Consider the following 19,991-nt stretch of genomic DNA (forward strand, 5'->3'; position numbering starts at 1 on the left):
AAATAATCAAATTCAATCTTGTGGTGATTATTTGTGATTACTAGAGTGATGGCACCAACCACACAGGGATTGCCCCTCGTGTTCTCATTTCTGGAGAGAGTTATGGAGATCCTCTACAACGTCTTTACCGTGTTCTTTAATCAGGTAATGACTAACGCCCCGCTGCTGCTGGGTATCGTGACGTGCCTGGGCTATATCCTGCTGCGCAAGAGCGTCAGCGTTATTATTAAAGGCACGATTAAGACCATCATTGGTTTCATGCTGTTGCAGGCAGGGTCAGGCATTCTGACCAGCACGTTTAAGCCTGTCGTGGCCAAAATGTCGGAAGTGTATGGCATCAATGGTGCGATCTCTGACACATATGCATCAATGATGGCCACTATCGATCGCATGGGTGATGCCTATAGTTGGGTCGGTTATGCGGTGCTGCTCGCGCTGGCGCTGAACATTATTTATGTTCTTCTGCGCCGCATTACAGGCATTCGCACCATCATGCTGACGGGACACATCATGTTCCAGCAGGCGGGGCTCATTGCGGTTTCTCTCTATATTTTCGGCTACCCAATGTGGACCACGATTATCTGCACCGCAGTGCTGGTATCGCTCTACTGGGGTATCACCTCCAACATGATGTACAAGCCAACACAGGAAGTGACTGATGGTTGCGGTTTTTCCATCGGCCATCAGCAGCAGTTTGCCTCCTGGATTGCTTACAAAGTTGCACCGTACCTGGGTAAAAAAGAAGAGAGCGTTGAAGACCTCAAGCTGCCTGGCTGGCTGAATATCTTCCACGACAACATCGTTTCTACGGCGATTGTGATGACCCTCTTCTTCGGCGCCATTCTGCTCTCCTTCGGCATTGATGTAGTGCAGGCGATGGCAGGGAAAACCCACTGGACGGTCTATATCCTGCAGACCGGCTTCTCCTTCGCAGTGGCAATTTTCATCATCACTCAGGGCGTGCGTATGTTCGTTGCCGAGCTGTCTGAAGCCTTCAACGGGATTTCCCAGCGCCTGATTCCTGGCGCAGTACTGGCGATTGACTGTGCGGCTATCTACAGCTTCGCACCGAACGCGGTGGTCTGGGGCTTTATGTGGGGCACTATCGGCCAGCTGATTGCGGTGGGCATCCTGGTAGGCTGCGGCTCCTCAATCCTGATTATCCCTGGTTTTATCCCTATGTTCTTCTCCAACGCCACCATCGGCGTCTTTGCAAACCACTTTGGCGGCTGGCGCGCGGCGCTCAAGATCTGCCTGGTGATGGGCATGGTGGAAATTTTCGGTTGTGTGTGGGCGGTCAAGCTCACCGGCATGAGCGCCTGGATGGGCATGGCGGACTGGTCAATTCTGGCGCCACCAATGATGCAGGGCTTTGCATCCGTCGGACTGGTCTTTATGGCCGTCATCATTCTGATTGCTCTGGCTTATATGTTCTTCGCGGGCCGCGCTCTGCGCGCTGAAGAAGATGCGGAAAAACAAACAGCAGAAGTGTCTGCTCATTAAGGAGTTTCGATTATGACCGTACGTATCCTGGCTGTGTGTGGCAATGGGCAAGGTAGCTCCATGATCATGAAGATGAAAGTGGACCAGTTTTTAACCCAGTCAAACATCGATCACACGGTGAACAGCTGCGCAGTGGGTGAATACAAAAGTGAGCTGAACGGCGCGGACATCATCATCGCCTCTACCCACATCGCCGGCGAAATTAGTGTGTCAGGCAATAAATATGTCGTGGGTGTACGCAACATGCTTTCACCTGCGGATTTCGGACCAAAGCTGTTGGAAGTGATCAAAGAACATTTCCCACAAGACGTGAAGTAAGGACGCCACATGAAACTACGTGATTCTCTGGCAGAGAATAATTCCATTCTTTTACAGGCTGAGGCCAGCACCTGGCAGGAAGCGGTGAAGCTGAGCGTGGATTTACTGGTTAAAGCTGATGTTGTCGAGCCACGTTATTACCAGGCCATTCTGGATGGCGTTGCTCAGCACGGCCCTTACTTTGTCATTGCACCGGGCCTGGCCATGCCGCATGGCCGGCCGGAAGAGGGGGTGAAGAAAACCGGCTTTGCCCTGGTGACGCTGAAAACGCCGTTGGTGTTTAACCATGAAGATAACGACCCGGTAGACATTCTTATCACCATGGCCGCTGTTGATGCCAATACCCACCAGGAGGTGGGCATCATGCAGATCGTGAATCTGTTTGATGACGAGGCCAATTTCGACCGTTTACGTGCCTGCCGCACCGAGCAGGAAGTGCTGGATTTAATTGATATCGCCACTGCGGCGGCAGTTTAAGAGGAATTGAACATGTCATTACCAATGTTGCAGGTTGCGCTGGATAACCAGACGCTGTCCCACGCTTACGAAACGACCCGTCTGATTGCAGAAGAAGTGGACATCATCGAAGTTGGAACCATTTTGTGCGTGGGCGAAGGTGTCCGTGCCGTTCGCGACCTGAAGGCGCTCTATCCGCACAAAATCGTGCTGGCGGATGCCAAGATTGCGGACGCAGGCAAAATTCTCTCTCGTATGTGTTTTGAAGCCAACGCCGACTGGGTCACCGTGATCTGCTGTGCGGATATCAACACCGCCAAAGGCGCGCTGGACGTGGCAAAAGAGTTTAACGGCGACGTGCAGATTGAACTGACCGGCTTCTGGACCTGGGAGCAGGCGCAGGAGTGGCGTGACGCGGGCATTCAGCAGGTGGTTTACCACCGTAGCCGTGATGCACAGGCTGCAGGCGTGGCGTGGGGTGACGCAGATATCAGTGCGATTAAACGTCTGGCTGATATGGGCTTTAAAGTGACCGTTACGGGCGGCCTGGCGCTGGAAGATCTGCCGTTATTCAAGGGTATTCCAATTCACGTCTTCATTGCGGGTCGTAGCATCCGCGATGCTGCCTCCCCGGTAGAAGCGGCGCGTCAGTTCAAACGCTCCATCGCTCAGCTTTGGGGCTAAGGAGCGGGTATGTTGTCAAAACAAGTCCCGCTTGGCATCTATGAAAAGGCACTCCCCGCGGGGGAGTGCTGGCTGGCGCGGTTACGGTTGGCAAAAGAGCTGGGTTTCGATTTTGTCGAAATGTCAGTGGATGAGACAGACGATCGCCTCTCTCGCCTCGACTGGAGCCGTGAACAACGCCTGGCGCTGGTGGGCGCTATCGCTGAAACGGGTGTGCGCGTGCCCTCCATGTGTCTCAGTGCCCATCGGCGGTTCCCGCTTGGGAGTGAAGATGATGCCGTGCGTGCTCAGGGTCTGGAGATCATGCGGAAAGCGATTCGCTTTGCTCAGGACGTCGGCATCCGGGTGATCCAACTGGCGGGTTATGACGTTTACTATCAGGAAGCCAACGATGAAACGCGCCGTCGTTTCCGTGACGGCCTGAAAGAGAGCGTCGAGATGGCAAGCCGTGCGCAGGTGACGCTGGCGATGGAGATCATGGATTATCCGTTAATGAACTCAATCAGCAAAGCGCTGGGCTACGCGCACTATCTGAATAATCCGTGGTTCCAGCTCTATCCTGATATTGGCAACTTGTCGGCATGGGATAATGACGTGCAGATGGAACTGCAGGCAGGTATAGGTCATATCGTGGCGGTTCACGTCAAAGATACGCGGCCTGGTGTGTTCAAAAATGTTCCGTTCGGCACCGGGGTGGTGGATTTCGAACGGTGCTTCCAGACGCTCAAGCAGACAGGGTATTGCGGGCCTTACCTGATTGAGATGTGGAGTGAAACGTCGGATGACCCGGCCGCGGAAGTGGCGAAAGCGCGCGACTGGGTGCGTGAGCGAATGGCGCGTGCGGGTATGCTGGAGGCTGAACATGCTTAAGCTCAAACAGCAGGTCTTTGAGGCCAATATGGATCTGCCGCGTTACGGCCTGGTGACCTTCACCTGGGGTAACGTCAGTGCTATCGATCGCGATCGAGGGGTGATCGCGATTAAGCCGAGCGGTGTGGCGTATGAAACCATGAAAGTGGACGATATGGTGCTCGTGGATCTCGAAGGAAATGTTGTCGATGGCAAATGGCGACCTTCTTCCGATACGGCCACTCACCTGGCGCTTTACCGGCGTTATCCTTCACTGGGTGGTGTTGTGCATACGCACTCAACGCATGCTACGGCCTGGGCACAGGCGGGTCTGGCAATACCCGCTCTGGGAACTACGCATGCAGATTACTTCTTTGGCGACATCCCCTGTACACGGGCACTTACGCAGGATGAAGTGGAAGGTGAGTACGAACTCAACACCGGTAAGGTGATTATTGAGACCTTGGGAGACAGTGAGCCGCTGCATACACCGGGCATTGTGGTGTACCAGCACGGTCCGTTCTCGTGGGGTAAAGATGCCCACGACGCTGTCCATAATGCGGTGGTCATGGAGGAGGTGGCACGAATGGCGTGGATTGCCCGCGACATTAACCCACAGCTTCAGGGCATTGATGATTACCTGATGGACAAGCACTTCAAGCGTAAGCACGGCCCAAACGCATATTACGGGCAAAAGTGAATAAGTGCTCTGGAATACCAAAAAACAGTTGTAACCGGTGGTATTTCAGAGCCATTCATAAAAAAAAAGCCCCCGGGCTGGGGGCAAGTTAAACTATGGCTATGTTCTCGTTGTTGGGCTTCCTGGTGCTAGCGTTAAAACGTTATCTGTATATATCTGCACTGGCGTGCATGTTGCCGTTGCTACCGGGTTCACGCATCAGAATGACGTGATAGTATGTAGCACCCTGAGCATCGGTTTCTTTGTTAAGAGCCTGATCTGCTTCACTTTCAGTGGCGAAATTATGATTGATGTAGATTACGCCCAAGCTTTGCACATCATCCATGTTTCTGGCCTGTCGGCTGTCTATTTTGATGGCTGCCATCGCGTTTGCACTGAGCAAAAGCGCAGCCATTATGGCTAATACGATTTTTTTCATGATATGCGCTCCACGACTGCGTGCTGTGAGAGAGTGGTGTGATACTCCTTCTTTAATTCAGATGACCTCTGATTAAAGTGTAATCACTCATTCGGCGGGAAAGCGTGACCATTTCTGATGCTGTTGTTCAAAAAAACAACGCTTTCGGATGTGAGTAATTTTAAATCATCCACTTAGACCAGCTTTGCGCTTTGTGCGAATTATTTGTGCAATCAGCTTGAGTTTCCAGGGGTGTGCAAGTATTATGACGCGTCAATTTTTCAGCCGACCTTTAACACGTTCCTTGCCTCCCCGGGCCTCGGCTGACCCAGACAGGAGGCTGAATAATCCGTAAGGAGCAATTCGATGCGTCATTACGAAATCGTTTTTATGGTCCATCCTGACCAGAGCGAACAGGTTCCGGGTATGATCGAGCGCTACACTGGTGCAATCACTGCAGCAGCGGGCACGATCCACCGTCTGGAAGACTGGGGCCGCCGTCAGCTGGCTTACCCGATCAACAAACTGCACAAAGCTCACTACGTTCTGCTGAACGTTGAAGCGCCGCAGGAAGTGATCGATGAGCTGGAAACTAACTTCCGCTTCAACGATGCCGTTATCCGCAGCATGGTTATGCGTACTAAACACGCAGTTACCGAAGCATCTCCGATGGTTAAAGCGAAAGACGAGCGCCGCGAGCGTCGCGATGATTTCGCAAACGAAACCGCAGATGATTCTGATGCTGGGGATTCTGAAGAGTAATTTCTGATGACCAACCGTCTGGCGTTGTCCGGCATCGTATGCAGGGCTCCCCTTCGAAAGGTCAGTCCATCAGGAATTCCGCATTGCCAGTTCGTGCTTGAGCATCGTTCTGTGCAAGAGGAAGCCGGGTTTCACCGGCAGGCATGGTGCCAAATGCCCGTTATTATTAGCGGACACGAAAACCAGGCCATTACTCACAGTTTAACGGTCGGTAGTGCAGTAATCGTTCAGGGGTTCATCTCTTGCCACAAGGCAAAGAACGGTCTGAGCAAAATGGTTCTGCATGCCGAGCAGATTGATTTGATAGATTCTGGAGACTAGCCATATGGCACGTTATTTCCGTCGTCGCAAGTTCTGCCGTTTCACCGCGGAAGGCGTTCAAGAGATCGACTATAAAGATATCGCAACGCTGAAAAACTACATCACCGAAAGCGGTAAGATTGTCCCAAGCCGTATCACCGGTACTCGTGCAAAATACCAGCGTCAGCTGGCTCGCGCTATCAAACGCGCTCGCTACCTGTCCCTGCTGCCGTACACTGATCGTCATCAGTAATCGGGCACGGTCCATTAATACGACTTTAAGAGGATAAGGTAATGCAAGTTATTCTGCTTGATAAAGTAGCAAACCTGGGCAGCCTGGGTGATCAGGTAAACGTTAAAGCGGGCTACGCTCGTAACTTCCTGGTTCCACAGGGTAAAGCTGTTCCAGCTACCAAGAAAAACGTAGAGTTTTTCGAAGCACGTCGCGCTGAACTGGAAGCCAAACTGGCTGACGTTCTGGCGGCTGCTAACGCTCGCGCTGAGTCAATCAACGCACTGGGCACCGTTACCATCGCTTCCAAATCTGGCGACGAAGGTAAACTGTTCGGTTCCATCGGTACCCGCGATATCGCTGATGCAGTTTCTGCAGCAGGCGTTAAAGTGGCTAAGAGCGAAGTTCGTCTGCCGAACGGCGTTCTGCGTACCACTGGTGAGCACGAAGTTGACTTCCAGGTTCACAGCGAAGTGTTCGCTAAACTGGTTGTTAACGTTGTAGCTGAGTAATTTTTTACTCTGCTCACGTCGAGACGCCGGCCTTGTGCCGGCGTTTTGCTTTTTAAAGAACCGGGTTCTTAACGTGCCCTGATAAAACTGCCATCTGGCTGACGGGTAAACAGCACCTGCTGACCATTTCCCGTATCAATCGTTAGCCCGGTGACCACACCGCTGGCATTCTGACGAATCTGCACCATCTGACCATTTTGCAGGTTGCTGAGCGGCTTACCTGAACCCTCCACCTGCGCCATGGCATACACATCCGTTGGCGGCAGGTTATGGTCGCGGAACAGCTGCGCCAGGGTTTTGCCTGGCTCTACGCGATAAGAGCGCCACTGCTGCTGGATACCGGTGGGCTGCTGCGTCTGTGGCTCAGCAGCGGCCTGTTCCTGCGGCTGTTCATCCTGGACAGGTTCTGGCTCAACTGGCGCGACCTGACCCGGATCGTTAGACGGCGTGACCAGCTGCGTCTGCATGGGTTGTGCATCAGGCTGAGGCCGCGTCTGCGACTGAATGTCCAGCTGTGCATTGCGGGTGACGGGCGCGGTATTGACATCATCGCCGCCGGAAGGAAGCAGGAAGCCCACGATCACCATCAGCGCGCCGATGATGATCCCTCTGCGATGCAGGGGAGGCAGCGGGTCCATGATGCGAAAATTGTCCGGCGCCTGCCAGATTTTCGCCAGGGTAGGTTTCAGTTCAAATCGCCCGGGCATGGCTCTCCTCCTGCTCCGCGTATTTTTTATCCTGTGCTCCGAAGTATAGTTTGCTAACTGCCTGAACGACGTAGCAAACCCGACATCCGTGACATCAGTTCGGGATTAATCCTGGTTATCTCTATTGTTTCTGTTTCGTCGCGGTTTGTCACCTTAACTTCAGACAAAGTTTTACCCATAAGGGCATGGCTGATATGCTGCCCGCTACTTTAAATGTGATGGAAGGAAATCCCATGACCACCCCGACTTTTGACACTATCGAAGCGCAGGCAAGTTACGGTATCGGCTTGCAGGTAGGACAGCAGCTGAGCGAATCCGGCCTGGAAGGTCTGTTACCTGAAGCGCTGGTGGCGGGTATCGCTGATGCGCTGGAAGGCAAACAGCCTGCCGTTCCGGTTGATGTTGTGCACCGTGCGCTGCGTGAAATCCACGAACGTGCTGACGCTGTACGTCGCGCACGTTTCGAAGAGATGGCAGCAGAAGGTGTTAAATTCCTGGAAGAGAACCGCGAGCGTGAAGGTGTGAACAGCACGGAGTCAGGCCTGCAGTTCCGCGTGATCAACCAGGGCGATGGTGCAATCCCGGCTCGCACTGACCACGTTCGTGTGCATTACACCGGTAAACTGATCGACGGTACTGTGTTCGACAGTTCTGTTGCGCGTGGCGAACCGGCTGAATTCCCGGTGAATGGTGTTATCGCGGGCTGGATCGAAGCGTTGACCCTGATGCCAGTCGGATCCAAATGGGAACTGACTATTCCGCACAACCTGGCTTACGGCGAGCGTGGTGCTGGTGCATCCATCCCGCCATTCAGCACGCTGGTCTTTGAAGTCGAGCTGCTGGAAATTCTGTAATCGACTTTTCTTATTTCCTCTCCCCGGTTGGGGAGGGGAAAATAGTGTTAAAACCTATAGTTACGATGTAATCAATATTTTATCTTGCAAACGAAACTGTTGCGTGTATTTTTGTGAGCTGTTTCGCGCTGTATGAGTGATATGACACTCACTTTCAACATATTATTAACATAATATCTAAATCATAGTATTCATCCCGCCGATTCTTACCTAATATCGATAAGCCCTTACAAAGGGATCGTCATTTTTTGACGTATTTAAAGGCCAGAAGAGCCTTAACAACACAGACAGGCATAAACAGGAAAATATCACATGGTAGATCAGGTCAAAGTCGTCGCCGACGAAGAGGCGCCGTCTGAACAGTCGCTACGGCGCAATCTCACAAACCGTCATATTCAGCTCATTGCCATTGGAGGAGCCATTGGTACCGGGCTGTTTATGGGGTCAGGCAAAACTATCAGTCTTGCCGGGCCGTCGATCATATTCGTTTATATGATTATCGGTTTTATGCTTTTCTTCGTGATGCGTGCAATGGGTGAATTGCTGCTCTCGAATCTCGAATACAAATCCTTCAGCGACTTTGCTTCTGACCTCCTCGGGCCATGGGCGGGCTATTTCACTGGCTGGACCTACTGGTTCTGCTGGGTCGTCACCGGTATGGCGGATGTTGTAGCGATTACGGCTTACGCGCAGTTCTGGTTCCCCGGCCTTTCTGACTGGGTGGCTTCGCTGGCGGTCATTGTTCTGCTGCTGAGCCTTAACCTCGCCACCGTTAAAATGTTCGGTGAGATGGAATTCTGGTTCGCGATGATCAAAATCGTGGCCATCGTAGGGCTCATCGTGGTGGGGCTGGTGATGGTTCTCACGCACTTCCAGTCGCCAACGGGCGTTCAGGCCTCGTTTACTCATCTGTGGAATGATGGTGGTTGGTTCCCGAAAGGCATTAGCGGCTTCTTTGCGGGCTTCCAGATTGCGGTATTTGCTTTCGTGGGCATTGAACTGGTGGGGACCACGGCTGCAGAGACCAAAGATCCTGAGAAATCTCTTCCGCGCGCCATTAACTCCATTCCGGTTCGTATCATCATGTTCTACGTTTTCGCGCTGGTCATCATTATGTCCGTGACGCCGTGGAGCTCTGTCGTGCCAACCAAGAGCCCGTTCGTTGAGCTGTTCGTCCTGGTGGGTCTGCCAGCGGCAGCGAGCCTGATTAACTTCGTGGTGCTGACCTCTGCGGCCTCTTCTGCCAACAGCGGCGTATTCTCCACCAGCCGTATGCTGTTTGGTCTGGCGCAGGAGGGCGTGGCGCCGAGCGCGTTTGCCAAGTTGTCTAAGCGTGCGGTACCGGCAAAAGGGCTGACCTTCTCCTGCATGTGCCTGCTGGGTGGTGTGGTGATGCTCTACGTGAACCCAAGCGTGATTGGCGCGTTCACCATGATTACCACGGTCTCTGCGATCCTGTTTATGTTCGTCTGGACCATCATCCTCTGTTCATACCTGGTGTACCGTAAGCAGCGTCCACACCTGCATGAAAAATCGATCTACAAGATGCCACTTGGCAAGTTGATGTGCTGGGTGTGCATGGCGTTCTTCGTCTTCGTGCTGGTTCTGCTGACGCTGGAAGACGATACCCGTCAGGCACTGATCGTCACGCCGCTGTGGTTTATTGCGCTGGGGCTGGGTTGGGTGTTTATCGGTAAGAAACGTATGGCGGGCATAAGGTAAAAGCAAAACGGCAACGTCAGTTGCCGTTTTTAGTTTTTGCACCCTCTCCCGGTGGGAGAGGGCCGGGGTGAGGGCATCAGGCCGCAGCGGCTTTTTTATTCCCCGGATAATGCACGTGGGAACAGAACGTTATTCTCAAGACTGATGTGTTCCATCAGGTCGTCGATCGTTTCGTTAATGCCGTTGTACATCGCTTTCCAGGTGGTACAGGCTTCTGGCGGCGGTGTAACGTTGCCGGTAGTGTGTTTGATCACTTCCAGCAGTTCACCTGCTTCATCGTGTTCGCTTTCCATCACGCTGATAGGCCCCATTGCCTGACTGCCCATTCCCTGTTTGATCATCGGGAAGAGGATCTGCTCTTCTTTCATCATGTGGCTGGAAAGTTCTTCGTGCAGCATAGTCAGGTATTTTGCCAGGCCGCGCGGTACGGAAGGTTTGTCGGCATGTACGCGCTCGACTTTGGTTGCCTGCAGGATCAGTTCCGGCAGCTGTTCACGGTGACGGTCATGGTATCGTACGATGATATGGTCGATGATTTCAGCGAGCGGGGCAGTTCGCCAGTCTTTGTCGACGGGCTGCTCGGCCAGCAGCGCCAGCTCTGCTTCAATCACCTCAACATCCAGCTCTTTGCGCGAGGCTGCACGCGCCAGGGTTTGCTTACCGCCACAGCAGTAATCCATGTCGTATTTACGAAACAGCGCAGAAGCGCGAGGGATGGAGAGCGCCAGCTCGCCGAGGGGTTGGTCGCGATAGGCCATAGCAGTTACCTCGTTATCAATAATATAAGATGCATATTAAATGCATCTTTAAGCAAGCGCTATAACCCTTTAGAGGGAAGGGGGAAAATGAGATTCGGATCACAAAAAATCGCTCTTATTAACTCCCTGAATGGACTTAAGAAAGTGGTTTAGAAAGTTTTTAAAGGCGTAGAAACAGTAAACAACCCGCCGCGCCTGCCGATATATCCACGTCAAACAAACCTGCATATAAAAGGCAACGCATGTTTAAACGTATAAAAGTTATTACCCTTCTGATTTCGGTGCTGCTTGTACTCGGCATTATGCAACTGATCTCCGCTGGTATCTTTATCAACGCGCTGAACAACGATAAAGACAACTTCACCGTGTCGCAGCTTTCCAGCAAGAATGTGGCGGAATTCACCGATGCGTGGATCAGTCTGAACCAGGCCCGCGTCACCCTGAACCGTGGGATGTTGCGCCTGCAAAGCAGCATGGCCTCTCAAATTAACGGTGGTCAGCTGAATGAGCTGGTGACGACGGCTAAAAATCTGCTGACTGAAGCACAGGTTCATTATGATAAATACAATGCCTTGCCGAATACTCCTGGTCTGGATGAGAACCTGACGAATCGCCTGGAGGAGCAGTACCGCAATTATTCTGCGACGCTGGCACAAATGAACGTGTTGCTGAGCCAGGGTAATCTGGAAGATATGTTCAAGCAGAATGCCGAGCAAAAACAAAACGCGATGCAGACGGTTTATCGTGAATGGCGTGAAGCGCAGGCCGCGCTCAGTGATAAAGGCATCAGGGATAATGAAAGTGACTACAAACGCATCTTGTGGATCCTTTCTGCGGTGATGCTGCTGGTCATTGTGGTCATTATCTCCAGCTGGATCGCCATGCGCCGCGTGCTGTTGCTGCCGCTGGAAGAGATTATCAGCCATATCCGCGCCATTGCGGCAGGCGATTTAACCCAGCCGATTCAGGCTGACGGTAAGAACGAGATGGCGATCCTTGCGCACAACGTCCAGGAGATGCAAGCCTCACTGGCGAATACCGTGGGTGTCGTGCGTCAAGGCGCTGATACTATTTACACCGGGGCGGGCGAAATCTCTGCGGGCAGTAACGATCTCTCTTCCCGTACCGAGCAGCAGGCCGCTTCTCTGGAAGAAACGGCAGCCAGCATGGAACAGCTGACGGCAACCGTGAAACAGAACGCCGATAACGCGCGTCAGGCTTCTCGTCTGGCACTGGATGCTTCTTCAACCGCGAAGAAGGGCGGTCATGTGGTGGAAGGAGTGGTACGCACCATGGATGAAATTGCTACCAGTTCCAGCAAAATTGCGCAAATTACTAACGTGATCGACGGAATTGCCTTCCAGACGAATATTCTGGCGCTGAACGCGGCGGTGGAAGCTGCCCGTGCAGGCGAGCAGGGACGTGGTTTTGCGGTGGTAGCCGGTGAAGTGCGTACCCTGGCACAGCGCAGCGCCCAGGCCGCGAAAGAGATCAAAGCGCTGATCGATGATTCCGGTGAGCGCGTGAATGCAGGTTCTCAGCTGGTGAATGAAGCGGGCGCGACGATGGCGGAAATTGTCAATGCAGTCACTCGCGTCACCGACATCATGGGCGAAATTGCCTCTGCGTCTGACGAACAGAGCCGTGGTATTGATCAGGTTGGCCAGGCCGTGGCAGAGATGGATCGCGTCACTCAGCAGAACGCCTCGCTGGTGGAGGAGTCTGCGGCAGCGGCAGCAGCGCTGGAAGATCAGGCAGCTCGCCTGAACGAAGCGGTGGCGGTATTTAAAATTATCCGCAACCAGACGGTCAAAGCGGCTCCGGTGAAAACCTATGCACCAAAGGCGCAGCCCGTAGCGGCTGCGTCTGAGGCCAACTGGGAAACGTTCTAACTCTCCGACGCCGGAACAACCATCGGTTTTTCCGGCTTCGCTCTTACCGCCATCACCACCCCGATGACCAGCAGCGCGATCCCGCAGGCCGTGAATAACGGCGGCACGCTCTGGCGCATCAGGAAGGTGTAAAGCAGCCCGGCCAGGGTTTCGAAAACAATCAGCGGCCCTAAGATCACCGTCGGCAGCTTCTGGCTGGCAATATTCCAGCACAGCGCGCCCACCCATGAGCACAGCACCGCAATCGCAACCATCAGGCCAATAAACACCCACGGCCTTGGCCCGAAGGGCTGGGTGAAGTCTGGCTGTTGATGGCCTAACCAGATGCACGCCCCGGCATATCCCACCAGTGAGACGGGCAGCGTCACCAGCGCCTGCGCCGTTGCCCACATCATCGGATGCTTGTCCGGGTTCTCCCGCAGCCAGCGTGCATTTCGCAGGGCATACCATGCCCAGCACGCCACGGAAATGAACGCCAGCATAATGCCAGAACCGTACCGCCACAGGTCAACATTCACCTGCCCATGACGCAGCTCGGCAATATTGACGCATACCAGCCCCACGGCGGTGCATCCCAGCGCTGGCACCATTTTTGACCACGCCAGTTTGCCATCGCGCTGGCTATAGAGCAGGTTAGCAAAGACGGGGATAACGACCGGCAGCGTGCCGATAATCATGGTAGACACTGGCGCCCCGGTACGCTGAATGGCGCTCGCGAGGCAAACGTAATAGATAAGATTGCCCATCATGGTCAGCGCCAGCGCGGTACCCCAGTCCTGACGGCTGAGCTGACGCAAGCGCGCACGTCCCAGCCACGCCAGGGGCAGGGCAATCAGCCCCAGCGCCAGGTAACGTCCGGTCGACTGCAGTATTGCCGGATATTCGGGCACGATCAGCGGGCCGACAAAGATTAACCCCCACATCATCCCTGCCAGCAGGGCATACAACACACCACTAATCATTTTTCCATCCACAGGTATTTTCTCTGTACTCAGTGTAGGAGGGGCAAAGGGGCGCGTATTGTATGAGATTGCGCTTTAACGTCGGGTGACCTGCTTCTGGTAGCGCACGGGGGTAATGCCGTAGCGGCGGGTAAACGCGCGGGTTAAATGTGACTGATCGGTCAGCCCGGTTGCGGCGGCGACTTCGGCTGCAGGCATACCGTGCGTGAGGAACGCTTTGGCCCGCCACAGGCGGATGGCCATCAACATCTGATGCGGGGTAACGTGAAAATGGGCTTTGAACTGGCGCAGAAAATGGTACGGGCTCAGCGAGACAACGTTGGCCAGTTCATCCAGCGTCAGGGCGTGCATATAGTTATCGTGCAGATATTCGCGTACCCGTTCGAAGCGGTGTGCGCCTTCGCGGATCAGCGGCGCGTGATGGGCGAGCGGCTGGAAAGTGTCAATGAGATCCAACAAAAGCCCTTTTTGAGCCAGCGGGTCGTCCGTATGCCACAGACCATAGATGAGCCTGCCGATTTGCTGTGAGCGTAGCGGGTCATACCGGGTGACATCGCTAAACCACCAGTGACGAAGGCCTGTCACCTCTTCCAGCAGATCGGGGTCGATATAGACCATCCGGTAACGCCAGCCACCTTCGGTGGCGGACTCGCCGGTGTGGATCTCGTCCGGATTCATGGTGACGACGGATTTTTCAGACGCGAGGTGTTGGGTACCGCGATAGCGAAAGCGTTCCGCACCGGTCTCGATGGTGCCGATGCCAAAGGCTTCGTGGGTGTGAGGCTCAAAGGCGTATTCAGAAATATGCGCGTGATAAAGTTCAAGGCCCGGCAGTTCCGCCAGATGGCGAAAGCGCGCACTGTCTCTCTCATCAATAAACTGTTCCGGTACGCCTTGCACGTTGAACCTCCTCATGGGTCATCTCTCCATTATCAAAGATGACCCGAGGGGATGCCACAAAAAATAACCAGTTCGTAACAATTACAGAATTGCGTTGACGCTGTCTGCCAGCGAAGTGGTTGGGCGACCGATCAGTTTGCTCAGGGTATGGCTGTCATCGAACAGGCCGCCTTTGGATGCGCCCACGTCAGAGTCCGCCAGCATATCCGCCAGCCCGGCCGGAAGACCAACCCCCTTCAATGCGGCGGCAAAGTCCGCTTCACTCAGGTTCTGATACGCCACGTTTTTGCCGCTTTGCTTGCTGAGTTCTGCAGCCAGATCGCTCAGTGTCCAGCTATTGTCACCCGCCAGTTCGTAAACTTTGCCTGCATGACCTTCTTCAGCGATGACTTTTGCTGCCGCAGCAGCGTAATCCGCACGTGTGGCTGAGGCAATTTTGCCGTCACCCGCAGCGCCTATAAACACGCCGTGCTCCAGGGCTGGTGGTGCACTCGCCAGATAGTTTTCGGTATACCAGCCGTTGCGCAGCAGGGCATAAGGAATGCCGGAGGCCGCCAGTGCTTTTTCAGTGGCAACGTGTTCAACGTGCAGGCCGAGCGGTGATTTATCTGCATGCAGCAGGCTGGTGTAGGCGATGAATTTCACGCCCGCCGCTTTAGCGGCGTTAATCACATTCTGGTGCTGAGTGGCGCGCTGGCCGACTTCGCTGGAGGAGATCAGCAGGAGTTTATCCACGCCGTTCAGCGCCGTGGTAAACGCTGCCTGGTCAGTATAATCCGCCTGACGCACGACAATACCTTGCTGGCTGAGTGCCCCGGCTTTTGCCGGATTACGCACAATGGCCACAATCTGGTTGGCCGGAACGGATTTTAAAAGTTGTTCGATAACAAGATGGCCAAGCTGGCCGGTAGCACCGGTAATTGCGATCATGAGAGAACTCCTTCGTGTTTGTCTTGTGTTGTGGCACACTAACACCTTAACTAACTTTTAGTAAGTACGCACAAAAAGGTAAGTATGAAGACAACGATACCGACGCTCAGCGAACAAATGCGCGATGGCAATCTCTTCGCGGAACAGTGCCCCTCCCGGGAGGTACTCAAACATGTCACCAGCCGCTGGGGGGTACTGATTTTGGTCGCCCTGCGCCAGGGTACGCATCGTTTCAGTGACCTGCGCCGGAAAATGGGCGGCGTGAGCGAGAAGATGCTGGCTCAGTCGCTTCAGGCGCTGGAGCAGGACGGGTTCGTTGATCGCGTTTCGTATCCTGTTGTGCCGCCGCACGTAGAGTATAGTCTGACGTCGTTAGGTATTGAGGTAAGCGAGAAAGTCGCCGCGCTGGCGGACTGGATTGAGGTGAATACGCCGAAGGTGATGGCGAATCGGGACGATCGGGCGGCCTGATGCCCTCACCCTCTCCCGGCCGGGAGAGGGAACAAACACTAATAACGGCAACGTGCTTTGCCGGTTTGTTTTTACCTGCTCAAATCCACCTGATAAATCGCGAACCCGATATCGTCCGTCGCTACCTTCTTCATCGGGTACTGCGCCTTATCCTTAATGAACGTTGCCGCCTTATCGGACGGTGATGTTTCAAAGCGGATGTCCAGCTTCGTATCGCTGTGAATCGGGGCCAGGCGCCAGTTGTTATCCACCGCCGGGTGAATTTTGCCTGCTTTTTTCGATTCTGCACTGATCCATGCGGCCAGTACTGAGCGGTTTTCATCCGGTGAGGCAAAGGCGATGTGGCTGTCGCCTGTCCCGGCAAACTTACCGCCATAGGCGCGATAGTTATTGGTTACGACCAGGAACGTGGCATTCGGATCAATGGCTTTGCCATTGAAGGTCAGGTTTTTGATGCGCTCCGCCTGCGGGTTAATGGCCTGACATTCGCCGTCATATTTTGCAGGTTGGGTGACATCAATCTGATAATTTACGCCGTCGATCACGTCGAAGTTATAGGTGCGGAATCCGTCCCAGTTAATCAACGATTGCGGTTTACTGCTGTGTGGATCAATCTGGTTGAACTGCCCGGCGGAACACTCCAGCCACTCTTTCACCTCTTTGCCCGTCGCTTTAACCACCACCAGGGTGTTCGGGTAGAGATAGAGGTCGGCGGCGTTACGGAAGGTCAGCTTGCCTTTTTCGACTTCAACATAGCTGGCTGGGTCGTTCTTACGCCCGCCCACTTTAAACGGTGCGGCGGCAGACAGCACCGGCAGTTTTGCCAGATCCGGATCGCCCTGAACGAAGTGCTCGGCGTAGGCTTTCTGCGCCATGTTGACGACCTGGACGGTCGGGTCGTCCTGCACCAGCGCCAGGAAGCTGTACATATTGTCAGCGGATTTACCGATCGGCTTACTGACGAATTCGCGCGTGGCGTCGTGATCGTGCTTCAGCACGTTGACCAGTTTTTTATCTTCAGCGGCCAGCGATTTTTTGGCGTCAGCATCATAAATGGGGCGCGCTTCGGCTTTCGACTGGGTAACCTTCCAGCTGCCGCTGTCATTATTCAGAACCAGATCGACGACGCCGAGGTGGTCACCCCACATCCCGGGCATAACCGACGGTACGCCGTTGAGCGTCCCTTTTTCGATGTCAGCCCCTTTGATGCTGGCAAAGTCTTTACCGGGGAAGACCGCGTGAGCGTGGCCGAAGAGGATCGCGTCGACACCCGGCACTTCACTCAGGTAGTAAACCGAGTTCTCCGCCATCGCCTGGTATGGATCGGCTGAAAGACCTGAGTGAGCAACAACGACCACTAAATCGGCCCCTTTCTCGCGCATCTCCGGCACGTAGTGGCGCGCGGTCTCGGTGATGTCATTAACGGTCACTTTACCGCTGAGGTTTGCCTTATCCCACGTCATGATTTGCGGCGGTACAAAGCCGATATAGCCGATTTTCAGCGTCTGTTTTTTACCGTCCTTGTCGACAACCTCGGTCTCCTTAATCAGGTAAGGGGTAAACAGTGGCTTTTGGGTCTTAACGTCGATGATATTGGCATTAACATACGGGAATTTGGCCCCTGCCAGTGCATCATGCAGGTATTTCAACCCGTAGTTAAATTCGTGGTTTCCCAGGTTGCCGACGGTATAGTCCAGCGTGTTCATCGCTTTATAAACAGGATGGATCTCGCCTTTTTTCAGTCCCTTTGCTGCCATGTAATCGCCAAGCGGACTCCCCTGAATGAGATCGCCATTGTCGACCAGTACGCTGTTTTTTACTTCTTCGCGGGCGGCGTTAATCAAACTGGCCGTGCGTACCAGTCCGAATTTTTCCGTAGGGGTATCTTTGTAGTAATCGAAGTCCATCATGTTGCTGTGCAGATCTGTCGTTTCCAGAATACGCAGATCGACTGTCGCTGCCTGCACGCTTGCTGCAATCAGCGTCGCCAGGAGCGTTGCGCTAAACTTAATCATCAGAGGAGTCCTTTTTTCGATCCAGGCCACAAAAGAGTATGTATCTATAGCTTGTTGCTTACAGAAATGTGAATCCTGACAGAAAAATGTGTGCTGAAACCGGAATTACTTCACAGATAGCGGAATTGTTCACATTACGATATAACTAAAACAAAGAGTTAACCTCACTGCGTTAACAAAGAGGTGGAGAATGTTAGATAAAATTTGTCAGCTCGCACGGGATGCGGGGGACGCCATCATGCAGGTGTATGACGGTGTAAAACCCATGGAGGTCGTCAGTAAAGCAGACGACTCTCCGGTCACGGCAGCAGATATCGCGGCGCATAAGGTGATCCTGCAAGGATTGCAGGCCTTAACGCCGGAGATCCCTGTATTGTCAGAAGAGGCACCACAGAGCTGGGATGAACGTCAACACTGGCAACGTTACTGGCTTGTCGATCCGCTGGACGGAACTAAAGAGTTCATCAAGCGTAACGGTGAATTCACCGTCAATATCGCCCTGATTGAGAAGGGCAAAGCGGTGCTGGGTGTGGTCTATGCGCCGGTAATGAAAGTGATGTACAGCGCCGCAGAAGGGAAGGCCTGGAAGGAGGAGTGCGGTGTGCGCAAGCAGATTCAGGTTCGCGATGCGCGCCCGCCGCTGGTGGTGATTAGTCGCTCTCACAGCGACAGCGAATTGCAGGAGTATCTGCAACAGTTGGGTGAACACCAGACCACCTCAATTGGCTCATCGCTGAAATTCTGCCTGGTAGCGGAAGGTCATGCGCAACTGTACCCTCGCTTTGGGCCAACCAACGTTTGGGATACTGCCGCCGGACATGCCGTTGCTGCGGCAGCCGGGGCGCATGTTCATGACTGGCAGGGAAAGACGCTGGACTACACCCCACGCGAATCCTTCCTCAACCCCGGCTTCCGCGTCACGATTTATTGAGCCAGTAGCTTGTGCAGCAGGGCAACCACCTGCTGCACCTCTTCCTGGGTTAACGCCCCGTCTTTCACCCACTGTACCCGGCCGTCTTTATCCAGCACGATAATGGCGGAGCTCTCTTCTTCCAGCTGCCAGGCCTGACGCGTCACGCCGTTACTGTCGACGATAAACTGCGACCACGGGTAGAGCTTTTTATTGCTCTCAAGGCTTGAACGCACAAACATACCGGAGCCAGGAATGGCGTCATCGGTATTCACAATCGTGGTGGTCTGATAGCGGTCGTGAGGGAATTTTGCCGCCTTGATCGCTTCCACCAGGTTGGCATTTTTCTCTTTTGCGGATGTACGACCGGCAATATGTTGTACAACTCTCACTTTGCCTGCGAGCTGCGCGCTATTCCAGGGTTTGTAGCTAAACTTATCATTGTCGAGAATCAATTCTCCCCGGTCAGCAATACCGACTGGCGGTACACGTTGTCCTTTTTCAATGTTGTGAGCGCAAGCCCACAGGGGCAGCAGCAGGCAGGCTGCTGCAAGGATATTACGTAGGGTCATGGCGTTTCCTTATTGTTTGCAGGTGATCCGACCACTTGGTCTTACGCTTTTAATCATAAGTGCGATCAATGTGGTTTTCCCGCAATCCCGATGCCAGTTTGCGGGTGAACGCACATATCCATGAAAAAACGACGGCTTATACTGCCCTGAGTCACGGTTTGCAAAGATTATTCTGAATAATTGTAATCAAACGGTAAATAAACTTATGCATACTGGGTATCAAGGTTGTTCTGGTCTATAGTCAATGGGCATTAAAATTTGCGCTCAGGACAGTCGGGCCGATTGTGGCGCCGCAAGAGCGTATGATTCGCAGGAGATACAAGAATGAAAATTTTCCAACGCTACAACCCGCTTCAGGTGGCGAAGTACGTGAAGATCCTGTTCCGTGGACGGTTGTATATCAAGGATGTTGGCGCTTTTGAGTTTGATAAGGGCAAGATCCTCGTCCCAAAAGTGAAGGATAAGCAGCACTTGTCTGTGATGTCCGAAGTCAACCGTCAGGTTTTGCGTCTGCAAACTGAGATGGCTTAACCAGCGTGCTATGCAGTAGTTAAAAAAACGGCTCCCGATGGGAGCCGTTGATGT

Annotated in this window: 24 protein-coding genes; 16 read left to right on the forward strand and 8 right to left on the reverse strand. The window is 53.6% G+C overall.

The annotated features are described in order from the left end of the window. Positions 1–102: 102 nt before the first annotated feature. From ulaA to ACJ9Y9_RS02680, 6 genes are read left to right on the forward strand one after another with little or no spacing between them, the layout of a single operon-like run. Positions 103–1,503 (forward strand): PTS ascorbate transporter subunit IIC, encoded by a 1,401-nt coding sequence (gene ulaA / locus ACJ9Y9_RS02655; protein ID WP_028016453.1) that lies wholly within the window; start codon positions 103–105, stop codon positions 1,501–1,503. Between the two features lie 12 nt (positions 1,504–1,515). Beyond that, entirely contained in the window at positions 1,516–1,821 is a 306-nt protein-coding gene (ulaB, locus tag ACJ9Y9_RS02660; protein WP_003856022.1) for a PTS ascorbate transporter subunit IIB, read from the forward strand. Between the two features lie 9 nt (positions 1,822–1,830). Then, the gene (gene ulaC / locus ACJ9Y9_RS02665; RefSeq protein WP_028016454.1) at positions 1,831–2,298 is read left to right on the forward strand and encodes a PTS ascorbate transporter subunit IIA; all 468 of its coding nucleotides are present in this window, start codon (positions 1,831–1,833) and stop codon (positions 2,296–2,298) included. Between the two features lie 12 nt (positions 2,299–2,310). Then, entirely contained in the window at positions 2,311–2,961 is a 651-nt protein-coding gene (ulaD, locus tag ACJ9Y9_RS02670) for a 3-keto-L-gulonate-6-phosphate decarboxylase UlaD (protein WP_023345304.1), read from the forward strand. Between the two features lie 9 nt (positions 2,962–2,970). Beyond that, positions 2,971–3,831, forward strand: a complete 861-nt coding sequence (locus ACJ9Y9_RS02675; RefSeq protein WP_028016455.1) for an L-ribulose-5-phosphate 3-epimerase — start codon at positions 2,971–2,973, stop codon at positions 3,829–3,831. Beyond that, the gene (locus ACJ9Y9_RS02680) at positions 3,824–4,510 is read left to right on the forward strand and encodes an L-ribulose-5-phosphate 4-epimerase (RefSeq protein WP_028016456.1); all 687 of its coding nucleotides are present in this window, start codon (positions 3,824–3,826) and stop codon (positions 4,508–4,510) included. The genes ACJ9Y9_RS02675 and ACJ9Y9_RS02680 overlap by 8 nt, the downstream gene beginning before the upstream one ends. Positions 4,511–4,652: 142 nt before the next feature. On the opposite strand, the gene yjfY is transcribed toward ACJ9Y9_RS02680, so the two are convergent. After that, positions 4,653–4,928 (reverse strand): DUF1471 family protein YjfY, encoded by a 276-nt coding sequence (yjfY, locus tag ACJ9Y9_RS02685; RefSeq protein WP_028016457.1) that lies wholly within the window; start codon positions 4,926–4,928, stop codon positions 4,653–4,655. A 345-nt stretch (positions 4,929–5,273) separates the two neighbouring features. On the opposite strand from yjfY, the gene rpsF reads away from it, so the two are divergent. The 4 genes from rpsF to rplI are packed head-to-tail and all read left to right on the forward strand — an operon-like array spanning position 5,274 to position 6,713. After that, positions 5,274–5,669, forward strand: coding sequence for a 30S ribosomal protein S6 (gene rpsF / locus ACJ9Y9_RS02690; protein ID WP_014830397.1), 396 nt, complete (start codon positions 5,274–5,276; stop codon positions 5,667–5,669). Between the two features lie 6 nt (positions 5,670–5,675). Further along, positions 5,676–5,990 (forward strand): primosomal replication protein N, encoded by a 315-nt coding sequence (priB, locus tag ACJ9Y9_RS02695; protein ID WP_008502895.1) that lies wholly within the window; start codon positions 5,676–5,678, stop codon positions 5,988–5,990. 4 nt (positions 5,991–5,994) lie between these two features. After that, positions 5,995–6,222, forward strand: a complete 228-nt coding sequence (gene rpsR, locus ACJ9Y9_RS02700; RefSeq protein WP_000135199.1) for a 30S ribosomal protein S18 — start codon at positions 5,995–5,997, stop codon at positions 6,220–6,222. Between the two features lie 41 nt (positions 6,223–6,263). Next, positions 6,264–6,713: a 50S ribosomal protein L9 gene (gene rplI, locus ACJ9Y9_RS02705; RefSeq protein WP_028016458.1), complete on the forward strand. Its 450-nt coding sequence runs from the start codon at positions 6,264–6,266 to the stop codon at positions 6,711–6,713. Between the two features lie 68 nt (positions 6,714–6,781). Here the strand turns inward: rplI and ACJ9Y9_RS02710 are convergent, their stop codons facing one another. Further along, positions 6,782–7,420, reverse strand: coding sequence for an OapA family protein (locus tag ACJ9Y9_RS02710; protein ID WP_032666753.1), 639 nt, complete (start codon positions 7,418–7,420; stop codon positions 6,782–6,784). Positions 7,421–7,653: 233 nt separating this feature from the next. Here ACJ9Y9_RS02710 and fklB point away from each other — a divergent pair, with 233 nt between their 5' ends. Continuing rightward, positions 7,654–8,274: an FKBP-type peptidyl-prolyl cis-trans isomerase gene (gene fklB / locus ACJ9Y9_RS02715; RefSeq protein WP_028016460.1), complete on the forward strand. Its 621-nt coding sequence runs from the start codon at positions 7,654–7,656 to the stop codon at positions 8,272–8,274. Positions 8,275–8,586: 312 nt separating this feature from the next. After that, positions 8,587–9,996, forward strand: coding sequence for a D-serine/D-alanine/glycine transporter (gene cycA, locus ACJ9Y9_RS02720; RefSeq protein WP_049005168.1), 1,410 nt, complete (start codon positions 8,587–8,589; stop codon positions 9,994–9,996). A 95-nt stretch (positions 9,997–10,091) separates the two neighbouring features. On the opposite strand, the gene ytfE is transcribed toward cycA, so the two are convergent. After that, the gene (gene ytfE / locus ACJ9Y9_RS02725; protein ID WP_028016462.1) at positions 10,092–10,754 is read right to left on the reverse strand and encodes an iron-sulfur cluster repair protein YtfE; all 663 of its coding nucleotides are present in this window, start codon (positions 10,752–10,754) and stop codon (positions 10,092–10,094) included. 242 nt (positions 10,755–10,996) lie between these two features. On the opposite strand from ytfE, the gene ACJ9Y9_RS02730 reads away from it, so the two are divergent. After that, positions 10,997–12,646 carry a methyl-accepting chemotaxis protein gene (locus ACJ9Y9_RS02730; RefSeq protein WP_028016463.1) on the forward strand — a complete coding sequence of 550 codons (1,650 nt, stop codon included), beginning with the start codon at positions 10,997–10,999 and terminating at the stop codon, positions 12,644–12,646. Here ACJ9Y9_RS02730 and ACJ9Y9_RS02735 read toward each other — a convergent pair. The 3 genes from ACJ9Y9_RS02735 to ACJ9Y9_RS02745 all read right to left on the reverse strand — a co-directional run bounded on the left by ACJ9Y9_RS02735 (position 12,643) and on the right by ACJ9Y9_RS02745 (position 15,438). Then, positions 12,643–13,608, reverse strand: coding sequence for a DMT family transporter (locus tag ACJ9Y9_RS02735; RefSeq protein ID WP_028016464.1), 966 nt, complete (start codon positions 13,606–13,608; stop codon positions 12,643–12,645). The two genes, ACJ9Y9_RS02730 and ACJ9Y9_RS02735, sit on opposite strands and share 4 nt — an antisense overlap. 75 nt (positions 13,609–13,683) lie before the next feature. Beyond that, positions 13,684–14,508 carry an AraC family transcriptional regulator gene (locus ACJ9Y9_RS02740; protein ID WP_028016465.1) on the reverse strand — a complete coding sequence of 275 codons (825 nt, stop codon included), beginning with the start codon at positions 14,506–14,508 and terminating at the stop codon, positions 13,684–13,686. An 81-nt stretch (positions 14,509–14,589) separates the two neighbouring features. Continuing rightward, the gene (locus ACJ9Y9_RS02745) at positions 14,590–15,438 is read right to left on the reverse strand and encodes an SDR family oxidoreductase (protein ID WP_028016466.1); all 849 of its coding nucleotides are present in this window, start codon (positions 15,436–15,438) and stop codon (positions 14,590–14,592) included. 84 nt (positions 15,439–15,522) lie between these two features. Between ACJ9Y9_RS02745 and ACJ9Y9_RS02750 the strand changes: the two genes are divergently transcribed. Beyond that, positions 15,523–15,909: a helix-turn-helix domain-containing protein gene (locus tag ACJ9Y9_RS02750; protein ID WP_028016467.1), complete on the forward strand. Its 387-nt coding sequence runs from the start codon at positions 15,523–15,525 to the stop codon at positions 15,907–15,909. 71 nt (positions 15,910–15,980) lie between these two features. Here the strand turns inward: ACJ9Y9_RS02750 and ACJ9Y9_RS02755 are convergent, their stop codons facing one another. Then, positions 15,981–17,924 carry a bifunctional 2',3'-cyclic-nucleotide 2'-phosphodiesterase/3'-nucleotidase gene (locus ACJ9Y9_RS02755; protein ID WP_028016468.1) on the reverse strand — a complete coding sequence of 648 codons (1,944 nt, stop codon included), beginning with the start codon at positions 17,922–17,924 and terminating at the stop codon, positions 15,981–15,983. 190 nt (positions 17,925–18,114) lie between these two features. On the opposite strand from ACJ9Y9_RS02755, the gene cysQ reads away from it, so the two are divergent. Further along, the gene (gene cysQ / locus ACJ9Y9_RS02760; RefSeq protein WP_028016469.1) at positions 18,115–18,855 is read left to right on the forward strand and encodes a 3'(2'),5'-bisphosphate nucleotidase CysQ; all 741 of its coding nucleotides are present in this window, start codon (positions 18,115–18,117) and stop codon (positions 18,853–18,855) included. Here cysQ and ACJ9Y9_RS02765 read toward each other — a convergent pair. Continuing rightward, entirely contained in the window at positions 18,849–19,406 is a 558-nt protein-coding gene (locus ACJ9Y9_RS02765; protein WP_028016470.1) for a YtfJ family protein, read from the reverse strand. The two genes, cysQ and ACJ9Y9_RS02765, sit on opposite strands and share 7 nt — an antisense overlap. Positions 19,407–19,730: 324 nt before the next feature. Here ACJ9Y9_RS02765 and ACJ9Y9_RS02770 point away from each other — a divergent pair, with 324 nt between their 5' ends. Next, positions 19,731–19,937 carry a DUF1107 domain-containing protein gene (locus ACJ9Y9_RS02770; protein WP_028016471.1) on the forward strand — a complete coding sequence of 69 codons (207 nt, stop codon included), beginning with the start codon at positions 19,731–19,733 and terminating at the stop codon, positions 19,935–19,937. The last annotated feature ends 54 nt before the right edge of the window (positions 19,938–19,991 follow it).

Source organism: Enterobacter sp. CPE_E1241, assembly GCF_045618265.1.
Classification (GTDB): domain Bacteria; phylum Pseudomonadota; class Gammaproteobacteria; order Enterobacterales; family Enterobacteriaceae; genus Enterobacter; species Enterobacter adelaidei.